This is a genomic window from Reyranella sp. (assembly GCF_004297265.1).
Classification (GTDB): Bacteria; Pseudomonadota; Alphaproteobacteria; order Reyranellales; family Reyranellaceae; genus Reyranella.
The window spans coordinates 43,377-55,589 of sequence record NZ_SCUT01000047.1; the positions used below are offsets into that span (position 1 = coordinate 43,377).

Here is a 12,213-nt window from a genome sequence, read left to right on the forward strand (position 1 = left end):
CCGGTCAGGCGTTCGATCAGAGATTCTGGAGCTTGTTCTCCACGCCGAGGATGTGGCGGCCGACCATCTCGACATGGCCCATCATGCCCTGCAGATGCTGGCTGGCGCTCATGGCGTCACGGAAGCGTCGCTCGAACGGCGCCGAATTCAGCATGGCCGTCGTGCCCGCCGCGCGATACGCGGCGATCGACACGTCGGTTGCCTCGTTCATGCCGTGGGTGGTCGCCAGGCGCAGCCGCATGCGACCGTCGACGTCGAGCGTGCCGTTCGCGGCCTTGTCGTAGGCCGCGCACACCTCGGCGTGTAGCCAGGCGCGGGCGGCTGAGAGCTTCGCTTCGAGCAGGGCGATTTCGCGCTGAATCGCATTGTTGGCCGACATGGCGTTGATCGACGCGCGGCTGTGCTTGCCACGCGCCAGTTCGACATAGGCTTCGAGCAGGCGGCGGCCGAGCCCAAGGGTCACGCTGCAGAAGCCGCTGGCATAGAGGAGGGTCGAGCCGATCGTGTAGAGTGGCCCGGTCTCGCGCCGCTCCTGGAGCGCATCGCGCGCCGGCGCATGCGCGTCGGGGATGAACAGGTCCTCGACCGTGTACGTGTCGCTGCCGGTGCCGCGTAGGCCCAGCACGAACCAGTCGTCGACGATTCGGGCGTCGCTGCGCCTGAACACGAAGCTGCGGTCGTCGGGCCTGCCGTAGCGCTGATGCGGCGTGCCGTCCGGGTTCTGCACGGCGCTGTGTGCACCCATACAGGTCGTGTGCCGCCCACCGCTGGCGAAGCTCCAGGTGCCGCTCAGGCGGTAGCCGCCCTCGATGCGGATCGCCTTGCTGGTGCCGTTGCGCGCGCCCCAGGCGAGGCCGACGCCGGGACTGCCGAAGAAAGCGAGGGCCGCGTCGTGCGGCATCGCGGCGGCGGAGGTGGCGGAGGAGACGTTGGACTGGTTGACGAACCAGGCGACGCTGGCATCGGCCCAGGCGATGGCCTCGACGGTCTTGCAGAACTCGATCAGCGGCAGCTCGGCGCCGCCCAGGCTGCGGGGCAGCAGCAGGCGCAGCATGTCGTTCGCCACCAGCGCGTCGACCACTTCAGGCACGACCTCGCGGCGGCGGTCCATCTCGGCACCATGCCGGTCGAGTAGCGGCTGCAGGGCGAGCGCCCGCTCGGGGGCGGTGGTGGGGGCCGTCTCAACGCTGTCCATGGGCGTCCTCGGATTGCCTCTGCATCTGCTCGTCCGCCGCATACTGGGCCGCTCGGGCAGGCGGTCAATCAGTCAGCGGCGAGTGCCATTACCCAGCGAAAGGAGCGCCTATCCGGCGACGTCGGCTGCAACGCGCCGGTCGCGCACGACCGTCTCGAGGACGGCGGCCGGTCCGTCGAACTGCAGCGGGATGTCGGCGAGGCGGGCCTGGGTCTGCAACGACTTGTCGTGGCGCAGGCCCAGTAGCGCATCCGTCAGTCGGCTGGCCATCGGCGACGGCGTCGCGAAAGGCGCGAACAGGCCGAAGCTGATCGTGTAGGCAAGCTTCCTGTCTCCAGTCAGTTCGGCCAGGGTCGGCACCTTTGGCAACTGCGGCGAGCGGGCGGCGCCCGAGGTGGCGAGCACACGCAGCTTCGCGCGGCTGCGGGCATTGTGGAGCAGCGCGGTCCGCGTATCGACGACCGCGATGTCGGCGCGACGCGTCAGCAGCAGGTCCACGGCAGCGTTAGTGCCGGCGACTTCGATCGGCTCGAAGGAGAGCTTCATGCGACGTTCGACCAGTGCCAACAGGAGGCCGATGGTCGTGTCGGCGCCCATCGTCGCCGCCTTCAGGCGGCTGGCGCGGGCGGCGGCCAGCAGGCCCGGCCAGTCCCTCACATCCGACAACTCGTTCACCACGAGCGCCGTGGAGAAGCCGCGCGTTATCTTGGCGATCGGCTGCAGGCGCGAAAGCAGCGGCTCCGCCGGCGTTTCCTGCAGGACGAGATTCAGGATTTCGGCGATCAGCAGCAGACGCCCGTCGGGTGGCGCGTCAATTACCTCGAGCGCGGCCCGCCGCCCCGCCTGGCCCAGCGTATAGTCGAACTCCACCGGCTCTTCGAGCGCGGCCGAAAACCCATGCTGGATCAGCTGGGCGCAGAGGTCGGTCGGATTGCCGACGCCGAAGCCGCAGATCAGGCGGATCGGGTTCGTCGCTGCCGTCGAACGGCGCTCAACGAGCCCCGCTGCTGCCAATGCAGCGCTTCCCAGAAGGGCTTCGCGTCGGAAGAGGCTCATGCCGCCAACGATACGTCAATGCGCCAGTGCCGTCTCGCCCGCAGCATCGCCGGCGATGCGGCTGTGCCACATGATGCGCTTCTGGGTCATGTCCCACGGTGTCGCCTGGTGCAGTAGGCAGCGATTGTCCCACAGCACCGCATCGCCCGGCGCCCAGTTGTGACGATAGACGCGCGGCGGCTGGCAGGCGAAGTCGATCAGCTCCTGCAGGAAGCGCTCGGACTCGCCCGGCTCCATCCCGGGAATCGCGTGGGCATGGCGGCCGATCAGCAGCGACTTGCGGCCGGTCTCCGGATGTGTCTTCACCAGTGGTCGCAACGGCACCGGCCCGTCGTGCAGCCCGTAGCCGCTGTACTCGCCATCGGCCTTCTTCGTCTCGTGGCCGAGCCTGGACTGGCTGTAGTGCAGCGAGTGATAGGCCTGCAGCGTCTCGACGCGCGCTTTCAAATCCTCGTCGAGCGCATCGTAGGCCGCGCGCATGTCGGCGAAGCCGGTCTGGCCGCCGATCGTGGGGACGACCTCGGCGCTGAACACCGCGCCTTTGGCCTGGACCGGCATGTAGGTGCTGTCGGCATGCCACCCCATGTTGCCCTTCAGGATCTTCATCATGTCGTCATTGTCGGTCTCGACCCTCAGGCTGCCGTCAGCGCGCACGTTGCTGATCGCCGCCATCTCGAACTCGAGCGGCCCAAAGCGCTTGGCAAAGGCGATCTGCTCGACACGCGCGAGATGCTGGTTGGGAAAGACGAGGAGCGCGTACTGGAGCCACGCGGCATGCAGGGCGCGCCAACAGGCCTCGTCGAGACCGGCGAGCTTCACGCCGGTGACGATGGCCCCGAAGGTGGCGTCGAGCGGCGCGATGTCGAAGGGGCGTGCCATGCGAATCCTCCTGATCGTTTTCACCAGTGTAGCGCGCTCGCCCCAAAAGAGAACGGCCGGGCGAGCGCCCGGCCGTTCGTGTTCCGATCGCAGATCCGGTTACTGGACCACGATCTCGACGCGGCGGTTCTGCGGCTCACGGACATTGTCCCCTGTCTGTACCAGCAGGCCCTGCTCGCCGCGGCCGAGGACGGCGATGTTGGTCGCCGGCACACCCTCGCGGACCAGTGCGTCCTTGACGGCGTTGGCGCGACGCAGCGACAGCGCCATGTTGTAGCTCTCCGAGCCCGACGTGTCCGTGTGGCCGGTCGCGGTGATGCGCGCATTGCCCTTCTGCTTGTAGGCATTGGCGGCCTGGCGGATCGTGGTCAGCGCCTGGTCGCTCAGGTTCGAGCGATCCCAGTCGAAGAACACCATGAACGACGGCGGGGTGACCGGCGCGGCCGCCGGGAGTGGCGGCGGAGCTGCTGCCGGCCCGCCGAACTTGTAGGCGACGCTCAGCATCGTCGTGATGTTGTTGTTCTGGTACATGCCCGGATTCGTCGTGCCGTAGTAGCGGCCGTCGAGGTTCACGCGGAAATTCTGGTCGACGTTCCAGCCCAGGCCGATGATGCCCTGGTAGGCGAACTGCGTGCTGCAGAGAGAGCAGCCGTTGATGGAGGAATCGGCGAACGCGATGCCGGCGCCGGCGCCGATGTACGGTGTGATGGTCGCGCCCGGAATGAAGTCGTAGAGCAGATTGGCCATGATGGCGAGCTGCTCGATCCGGCCGCTGGTGTTGCTGAAGATGTTGCCGAAGTTGGCGGTGCCGCGACCGTTGTTGGATCGGAATACGCCTTCCAGCTCGACCCTGGGACCCACGAAATCGTAGCCGACGAAGCCGCCGACGGCGTAGCCGAGGTCCATGTTGTAGTTGTTGTTGTTCAGCAGCCAGTTGAGGCCGCCTTCACCGCCGATGTAGATGCCGGGGTTCGACGGGCCGGGAGACCACATCGACTGCGCGTTCGCTGCCATGGGGGTGGCCATCAGTGCTGCAGCAGCGAGAAGTGCCTTCTTCATTTTCATGTTCCCTCGTTGGGTGACGCATCCAGGCTCGGGGACGCGCCTCACCAACGGGGGCGGTTCAAAATTAGTTGCCCTTTTCAGGGAACCTGCAAGCCACTTGGCAACGCGACGTGGCCGCAAAGCAACAGTTTTTCGTCAGGTCTACTGCATGAACCAGCCGTGACTCACTACGGCCGACTGGCCGCTGTGCACGGTGCTCTTGGCGGCGGCATAGAAGAGGACGGCGTCGGCCACGTCGTCAGTGGTGGTGAACTGACCGTCGATCGTATCCTTCAGCATGACGTTCTTGATCACCTCTTCCTCGGTGATCTTCAGTTCCGCCGCCTGCTCGGGAATCTGCTTTTCGACCAGCGGCGTGCGCACGAAACCCGGGCACACGACGTTGGACGCCACGTTGTACTCCGCGCCTTCCTTGGCCAGCACCTTGCTGAGACCGATCAGTCCGTGCTTCGCCGTGACATAAGGTGCCTTGAGCTTCGAGGCTTCCTTGGAATGCACGGAGCCCATGTAGACGACGCGGCCGTACTTGGCCGCATACATGTGCTTCAGGCAGGCCTTGGTGGTGAGGAAGGCGCCGTCAAGATGGATCGACAGCAGCTTCTTCCAGTCGGCGAAGGGGAAGTCGACCAGCGGCTTCACGATCTGGATGCCGGCGTTGCTGACCAGGATGTCGATCTTGCCGTACTTGGCGATGGTGTCGGCGACGCCCTTTTCGACCTGCGCCTCGTCAGTGACGTTCATGGCGACGGCGAAGGCGTCGCCACCCTTGGCCTTGATCTCGTTCGCGGTCGCGGTCGCGGCATCGAGGTTGAGATCGGCGATCACCGGCGTGCCGCCCTCGGCGGCGAGGCGCAGTGCGATTTCCTTACCGATGCCCGAAGCGGCGCCGGTGACGATGGCAATTCTTCCGGTGAAACGCGACATGGCTTTGTCCTTCTCTGTGCGTGATTACTTCGCGAGGTAGTCGAACACGACTTCACCGAGACCCAGGGTGAGGTCGGTGACATAGTGGCTGGCCGAGACGACTTCCCGCACCGGCAGGCGCGAGACGTCGCACATTGCGTGATCGAAGAGCTGGAGCGCCGCCGGGCCGGTCCAGGCCCCTTTCACGGTCACGTCCTCGCAGTAGTAGCGCACCAGCTCGCAGATTCGCGGCGTGCAGTCGACGTGCGGCACGATCTTGATCATGAAGGCGGGCTTGGCGAGCGCCTTGATCAGCGGCGCGTGATCGAGTTCGCGATGCTTGTAGCCCATGGTGGCGTTGACGCAGAGCACCGAGCCGTAGTGCAGGGTGCACACCAGCGTCTCGCTCTCGTGGCTGATCTTCGGCGTGGCGAGCTTCTTGGGGAAACCCCAGATCTCGCGGCCGCCGGCGATCGGCGAATTGTCGTCGAGATACATGGCGTGCACATAGCCGCCTTCCTGCACCTGGCCGTCCTTGTCCTTGAAACGCACCGGGATGACCTGCCCGGTCTCGGTATAGTCGCCGAAGCCCGTGGAATCGGGCATGCGGATGAACTCGTAGTTTACCGTGTCGCCCACGACCTCCAGCGGCTCCGGCACCAGCGCGCGCAGCACTTCGGGATCTGTGCGATAGGTGATGACGACGAACTCGCGATTGTAGAACTTGTACGGCGGCTTCGGATAGCTCGGGTTGTTGAGCGGCATCGCGAAGGCGTTCTTGCGGACATCGTCGATTTTCATTTCCGGGGCTCCTTGCGGCCCTGCAGGGCCAGGTCGAAGGTGAAGACGCCGTCCGGGCTCTCCGGACGCTGCAAGACTTCTGGATGTTCGAGCGTGCGGGCCATGTCGGAGTAACCCGACTTCCAGTGCTCCTCCATCGTGCGCCGCGAGAACTCGTAGTCCTTCGACGAGCCCTCATACTTCTGCGCGTGATAGATCGTGTGAATGATGTTGTAGACCTTGTTGTCGGCTTCCTTCGCCACCAGCTCGCCCTCGGGCGACTGCCTCAGCTCCGGCGGCATGTCGGCCAGCAGCTTGGCGGTCGCGCGGCGCAGCGCCTGCATCTGGCGGAACTGGTCGGTGCCGGCGCGCGTGCGGCTCGAGTAGCGGATATCCTTCATGCGCGTGTCGACCTCGACCATGTCGCGTGGCAGGTCGCCGCGCGCGCTCCACAGGTCGATCTGGAAGGCAAGCGTGTCGGCGCGCGGCCGGGCGTCGAGCACCCATTGCAACGGCGTGTTCGAGACGACGCCGCCGTCCCAGTAGAACTCGCCGTCCACTTCCGCCGCGGGAAAGCCCGGCGGCAGCGAGCCGCTGGCGATTACGTGCTGCGGCCCAATCGTATGAGTGTCGTTGTCGAAGTAGATGAAGTTGCCGGTCCTGACGTTGGTGGCGCCGACGCTGAACCGCATTTCCTTCGCGTTGATGAGGTCGAAGTCGACCAGCCGCTCGAGCAGGCTCTTGAGTGGCGAGACGTCATAGTAGGCGAGATTGCCCGGATTGCCGGCGGGCGTGAAGATGGGCGGCGGGAATCGCGGCTTGAAGAAATCGGGCGCGCCGAACATCAGCGTTCCCAGCGAGCGCATCTGGTTCACGAACTGATGTTCCATGTCGCTGCTGAATTCGAGGCCCTTCATGATCGGCAGGCCGATGGGCGAGCGTGTGATGGTCTCCCAGAAGGTGCGCAGCTTTTCGACACGCCGCTCCGGCGGATTGCCGGCGATCAGCGCCGAATTGATGGCACCGATCGAGATGCCGGCCACCCAGTCGGGATGGAGATCGGCCTCGGACAGGGCCTGATAGACGCCGGCCTGATAGGAGCCCAGCGCGCCGCCGCCCTGCAGCAGGAGTGCGATCCGTTCGAAGGGAGGGCGGGGGCGGGGCACGGACTGTGTACTGATCGCGCAGTCTCCTCTTTGGGCCGCCCGGTTGCGGCGACGATTTCTGGCGTGCCGTTCGGGCGGCGGCAACCACGTTTTCCGCAATTTCCGGACCGAACGCTTAGCGACTCCTGATTATGGCGGCATTACAGAGGCCGTCCGGCGGGAAGTCAGGCACGGCGGACGACTGTTCTGAAGGCAAGCCGGCAGGGGCGGCTCGCATAGTAGGCGTTCCAGAGAGCGGGTGGGAGCCTCATCGCCTCGTAGTCGCCGGCCGTCGGGGTGAAGGCGAGTTTCAGGGCTCCCCTGACGCGGTCGACCGTCCGGTCGCACAGGAGGAGATCGGCGAAGTGTTCGACCTGGGCCGGTGGTGGCAGTCCCCGCCGCATCGTCTCGGCCATCGAGGCAGCCCGCTTGCGCACGCGGTCGCTGTCGGCAATCCGGGAGGCAAGCGCCTGTGGAACGGTGACATCCAGCAGCTCCTGCGCCAGTGCGCAGCCCAGCAGGATGGCGCCACCGCAACCTCGGCCCTGCGCGCGCGCATGCAGGGATCCCCAGTCGAGGTCGCGATGCCGGTCGACCATGCGGGCGAAATCGCTCACCCATTTCAGCTGGGTCCAGTTCTCCTTCGTGCCATGCCCGGCCAGCAGCAGGGCAAGGTTCGGGACCGAAAGGACCGGTACGTCGTGGCCGCCGACGGAGAGGAGGGGCGGATCGTCCCAGATCTCGTGTGGCGCGACCGGGAAGGGAACGTGTGCGCCGCAGAAGCCCCAATGCAGGTCGATGGCGGCACCATCGTCGGCTCGGGTGAAGGCGTATTGCCTTTGGGAGGCGAGGAAAGTGCGCCGGAATGTCCTGTCGCCCTGGGGGCTGGCGTATCCCATCGACGCGATCACGTCTTCGGCGTCGTCGATCCGCCGCTGCGGCACGATCACGTCGATATCGTTGTATTCCCGCCCGGCGAGGCCGCCATAGAGGGCAAGTGCCAGGGTCGGACCCTTGAATGCGACGAAGGGGATCGATCGGGCGGACAGCGAAGCCGCCAGACGGTGCAGTTCACCGGCCAGAGCCAGGGATTTCAGAAGGTGGCGCTGGCGAAAATGGTCGAGATCGGCCTTCGCGTTCTCCGGTACCGTCTCCCAGGAGAGTTCCCCCAGGCAATCCAGGAGGGAGGGCCGAACCCCATGGTCTGCGGCCAGGCGTATCAGGGCCCGATGATCGATGCCCTCGCGCAGCAGTTCCCTCAAGCGAGTCAGATCGGGCTGCGGACGCGTCGCAAGACAAAGAAACTGAAACTCCGGCATCACCTCGACACCGGCGTTCACGCCGTCGAGGCAGACGGCTCAGGAATTGGAATCCCGGGACAGGCCATTCATCCCGCCGCGGCCGGTGTTGCGATTCTTCCAACCGTCGCGCCGGCCCCTGGAAGTCCACTGGGTCAGCGTCACGTCGCGCAGGGCACCCAGCTTGGTGAGAACGGGCCGCTCGTAAGGCTTCTTCTCCAGGGCAGGCGAGAGCATTGCGGCCTCATCACCCGTGTCTATCGACTTTTCGGTCATTGGATCAGCCTTTCACCCTGTCGAGGCTCTTCTATCGGGTTGCTTCAATGAGGCCTTCGGCCTCGAGGCTTCCAAGTATTTGCACGACATCCGCCTGGCAAGCTTCTTCCGATACCTCGAATTCGGCCATCACCGAAGCGCAAAGGTCATCCACCGACCGGGGCTGCTCGAGCGAATCCCAGATATGAACGCCTACGCCCTGGAGGCCGAAGTAGATTGCCCGATCCAGGTCCAGAATCGCGACTTCGTCGTTGATCCTGCAGGAAACCTGCCGCGCCGACTTCTTGTAGAGCAGGGAAGATCCGTTCATGCCGTTGGACCCAAGGATGCCAACGCCAAGGGTAACAACAGATTTCTTGCTGAGCAAATGCGATAAGGCATTGATTTTGCCGCCTCATTGGCGTTTGCACGCGAGCCAGTGGTCCAGCGCATGGGCATTGAGCGACGTCGCCAGATCGGTATCGGAGGCGCCTCGATCGGGCAGGAATTGCGGGTCGACGTAGCGGCCGATCCGGTGGTCCTCCGGCAGGACGGGCAGGCCGACTTCCCGGATCGTCGCCACCTCCGGATAGCAGTCCAGCGGGGTCTTCCGGCGGGCCAGCACCTCCGCCGGGAGCCGACCGCGCATGGCCCCGCGGATCAGCCGCTTGTTCCAGCCCCAGGGGACCGGCGGAACCGACAGCATGAATTCGAGGACCCGAAGGTCGAGATAGGGATAGCGCCACTCGAAACCGCCAAGCGATCCTTCGAAGGCGCGGATGTCGAAGTGGCCTTGCCAGATCGGGCTGGTGAAGGAGCCGATCGAAGCTGGATGCCAGGGATGCGACATCTCACCCCCCAGGCCGAGGGACTCCCGTCGCTCGGCCAGATTCAACCGCTCGGCGAAGTCGCGCCGGAGCCAGGGCGGCAGCGTATCCGCCGGCTCCAGTTCGGCCTCCCGTTGCAGCCTTGTGTGGCGGCCGATCGTCTGCACCCAGCCGGCGAGGCCCTTGGCCGCGGCATATCCGACCAGCGCTTGAGCCAAATGCCGCCACGATCGCTGCCGGCGCAGCCACCCGAGATAGGCGTCCCGTTCGAGGGCGAGCGCATTGTCCGGACCCTCCCCGTCCAGCCAGACGGAAGTGACGGCGCCCATCTCGCGCCCGACCCGCTGCATGTTGTGCGCGTTGACCAGCGCTGTCATGGGTTCGGCGGACCGCAGGGCGCGAGCGCGCCATCGCGGGTCGTAGGCAATGTCGTCGGCCGGCCGGATGCGCAACTCGATCCCGATATGCCGTGCCGCGAGCGACGCGTAGTGGTCCTCCCTGATGTGCATCAGCCGTTCGTAGTGCTCGCACTCGGCGACGATCCGTGACGGATCGCCGGTCACTTCGACGGCGGTCGCCGCCAGGGTCGTCGAATCGAGACCGCCGCTCATCGCGACACCCACCCGGTCGGTGGGCAGCCGGTCCGCCACGGCACGCGACAGCAGCTCGCGAAAGCGCTCGTGAAAGGCCTCTTCCCTGTGTAGGTAGACCGGCTCGGGAATGTCGAGCCGCCAGTAGCGGCGCAGCGAGAGGCCACCTTCGCCGAGCTTCAGCAGGTGCGCCGGCGCGAGCCGCTTGATGTCGCGATAGACGGTGCGCTCGAACTCGCGCGCCACGCCGAGGGCCAGGAAGTCGGCGATCCAGTAGTCGTCGAGCGCGTCGCGCGTCGGCACCCGCGCAGCGAGCCAGTCGAGCGAATCGCTGACGAGCCAGGCGTCCGCGGTCCTCGAGTGGAAGAGCGCGTGCACGCCGAGGCGGTCGCGCGCGCCGAGCAGGCACTGCGTCTCGTCGTCCCACAGGGCGAAGGCGAAGTCGCCGGCAAGGAAGTCGGTGAAGGCCTCGTGCCACTTCGCATAAGCCTGCAGGCAAAGCATCGCGTCCGATGCCGAGGCGGCAGATGTGCCGAGCCGTGCGCGAAGTTCGTCGCGCGCGTCGAGACGGAAGCGGCCCACGATCCGGTAGCGTCCGGCCAGCGAGGCCGACGTGCTGCCCGGTCCGGCGATGAGGGCCGCGCGTCGGGCCCGGCCGACGATCTCGAGGCCGGAAGGGAGCTGCCGCAGGTCGATCGGCTCATCCCTGATGTTGAGAAGCGCCGCGAACACTAGCCCGACGTGCCCAATGTCTTGCGCGCGTCCCATGCCGTGAGGTGGGTGTAGCGCTCGTGCTCTTCCTCGCCGATCACCACGACACCGTCGTGGACGAGCCAGGCATGGGCCATGAAGCCCGACGCATCGCGGATGACGCCGATATGGATCTGCGACGGGTGACCGGCCGACGACAGCAGGCGCTGGAGCGCGAGGGCCGAGGAAAGACATGTGGCGCCGGGCACGCGTCGGGCGGCAGCGCGGACCGACCAGATGATTGGGGCGGCCGGTCGATTGCCTTCGCGGAGATGGCCGGCCCAGGCGCGCAGCCGCTTGATTGACACGAGATGCAATGCGCAGCGCACGGCCACCAGCGTCGCGGCGGCCCTGACCAGCAGCAGGCGGTCGCTTCCCGGCAAGGCAAGGAAGGCGGCCAGCCGTTTCACGGTCCGATGATCCGGCGGATTTCGCGGGCGACGCCGTCGAGCGCCGCGACGGTTCGCGGATAGCGCAGCGCATGGACCGGTAGCAGATCCGCCACGCGCGCCACGAAGCGGATCTGGTTTTCCATGCGACGGCTGCTGGCGTACCGCGTGTCCATCGCCGAGGACATCAGGGTCTTCGCGAGTTCCAGGCCGTTCAGGCGGATGCTCGAAATCTCCGTGACGGTTTCGTCATCGGGCTCGCCGAGATGGAACAGCGCGGCAAGCCGCGACGGTCCGCGATGGTGGTGCACCTCGCGGCGCGGCCGGACCATGATCTTTCCGCTCAACGCGTTGAAATGCCCGTCGGCCACGGCATCGGGCAGGAAGCCCGTGGCGGGCTTGTCGAGCAGCTTCAATCGATAGGGGCCGGGATAGGCCAGTATCGTGTCGCCGGCGAAGCTCACGCGCAGCATGTCGTCGGTGATGAGATCGGCGCCGCGGCTGATCAGGTAGGCGGCGAGCGTCGACTTGCCGGCGCCGCTTCGGCCCAGCAGTCCAACGGCGCGGCCTTCCATCTCGAGCACGGTCGCGTGAAGCGTCTCCTCGCCCTGCAGGGTGAGCGACGCGCTGACGACGAAGTTCAGGAGATTGGCTTCGAAGGCTCTTTGCTCAACGTCGCCCAGCATCCGGCAGATCGCGGTCCGGCCGTTCGCCGAAATCGTGGCCTCGAAGACCTCGCTGGACTTCATGTAGACGCTGCCGTCGCCCAGCACGACATGCTCGATCCAGTCCTCGGGATCGCGGGGGCCGCCGGGCGCCACGGCCCGGAAATAGTCCGGCGATCCGGCGAGGATCGTGAGGTCGGCGCAACCGTCGCCGCCCGCCGCCTCGTGCACCGACGTCAGCGGCAACTCGCTCTCGATCATGAGGCCATAGACGAGGTGGCGATTACGAAATCGACAACGGGCGTTCACGTGCACTCCTGCCGGCGGCCCGGGGCGGACACCTTGCATGCTCATAGCAGAATGCCTTGACTTCCTCGATTGTTGCGACAGCCTTGGCATCGACACGATACCGCAGC

Annotated in this window: 13 protein-coding genes; all 13 read right to left on the minus strand. The window is 66.1% G+C overall.

Annotated features, from left to right (window positions below; genetic code table 11):
- Positions 1-16: 16 nt before the first annotated feature.
- Positions 17-1,195: an acyl-CoA dehydrogenase family protein gene (locus EPO41_RS20205; protein ID WP_296328804.1), complete on the minus strand. Its 1,179-nt coding sequence runs from the start codon at positions 1,193-1,195 to the stop codon at positions 17-19.
- Positions 1,196-1,303: 108 nt separating this feature from the next.
- Positions 1,304-2,251 carry a tripartite tricarboxylate transporter substrate-binding protein gene (locus EPO41_RS20210; protein WP_296328807.1) on the minus strand — a complete coding sequence of 316 codons (948 nt, stop codon included), beginning with the start codon at positions 2,249-2,251 and terminating at the stop codon, positions 1,304-1,306.
- Positions 2,252-2,266: 15 nt separating this feature from the next.
- On the minus strand, positions 2,267-3,130 hold the full coding sequence (locus tag EPO41_RS20215; RefSeq protein WP_296328810.1) for a TauD/TfdA family dioxygenase: 864 nt from the start codon (positions 3,128-3,130) through the stop codon (positions 2,267-2,269).
- Between the two features lie 99 nt (positions 3,131-3,229).
- Complete coding sequence (locus EPO41_RS20220) at positions 3,230-4,189, minus strand: OmpA family protein (RefSeq protein WP_296328812.1); 960 nt, start codon at positions 4,187-4,189, stop codon at positions 3,230-3,232.
- A gap of 147 nt (positions 4,190-4,336) precedes the next feature.
- Positions 4,337-5,119, minus strand: a complete 783-nt coding sequence (locus EPO41_RS20225; protein WP_296328814.1) for a 3-hydroxybutyrate dehydrogenase — start codon at positions 5,117-5,119, stop codon at positions 4,337-4,339.
- Between the two features lie 24 nt (positions 5,120-5,143).
- Positions 5,144-5,899, minus strand: coding sequence for an acetoacetate decarboxylase (locus EPO41_RS20230; protein WP_296328816.1), 756 nt, complete (start codon positions 5,897-5,899; stop codon positions 5,144-5,146).
- Positions 5,896-7,044 (minus strand): patatin-like phospholipase family protein, encoded by a 1,149-nt coding sequence (locus EPO41_RS20235; protein WP_296328817.1) that lies wholly within the window; start codon positions 7,042-7,044, stop codon positions 5,896-5,898. Before EPO41_RS20235 ends, EPO41_RS20230 begins: the two co-directional genes overlap by 4 nt.
- Before the next feature lie 164 nt (positions 7,045-7,208).
- On the minus strand, positions 7,209-8,285 hold the full coding sequence (locus EPO41_RS20240; protein ID WP_296328819.1) for a nucleotidyltransferase family protein: 1,077 nt from the start codon (positions 8,283-8,285) through the stop codon (positions 7,209-7,211).
- Between the two features lie 96 nt (positions 8,286-8,381).
- Positions 8,382-8,558 carry a lasso RiPP family leader peptide-containing protein gene (locus tag EPO41_RS20245; protein ID WP_296328822.1) on the minus strand — a complete coding sequence of 59 codons (177 nt, stop codon included), beginning with the start codon at positions 8,556-8,558 and terminating at the stop codon, positions 8,382-8,384.
- A 70-nt stretch (positions 8,559-8,628) separates the two neighbouring features.
- Positions 8,629-8,964 (minus strand): PqqD family protein, encoded by a 336-nt coding sequence (locus EPO41_RS20250; RefSeq protein WP_296328825.1) that lies wholly within the window; start codon positions 8,962-8,964, stop codon positions 8,629-8,631.
- 27 nt (positions 8,965-8,991) lie between these two features.
- Positions 8,992-10,725 carry an asparagine synthase-related protein gene (locus tag EPO41_RS20255; RefSeq protein ID WP_296328828.1) on the minus strand — a complete coding sequence of 578 codons (1,734 nt, stop codon included), beginning with the start codon at positions 10,723-10,725 and terminating at the stop codon, positions 8,992-8,994.
- Entirely contained in the window at positions 10,725-11,153 is a 429-nt protein-coding gene (locus EPO41_RS20260; RefSeq protein ID WP_296328831.1) for a lasso peptide biosynthesis B2 protein, read from the minus strand. Before EPO41_RS20260 ends, EPO41_RS20255 begins: the two co-directional genes overlap by 1 nt.
- Positions 11,150-12,106 (minus strand): hypothetical protein, encoded by a 957-nt coding sequence (locus EPO41_RS20265; protein ID WP_296328834.1) that lies wholly within the window; start codon positions 12,104-12,106, stop codon positions 11,150-11,152. Before EPO41_RS20265 ends, EPO41_RS20260 begins: the two co-directional genes overlap by 4 nt.
- Positions 12,107-12,213: the final 107 nt, after the last annotated feature.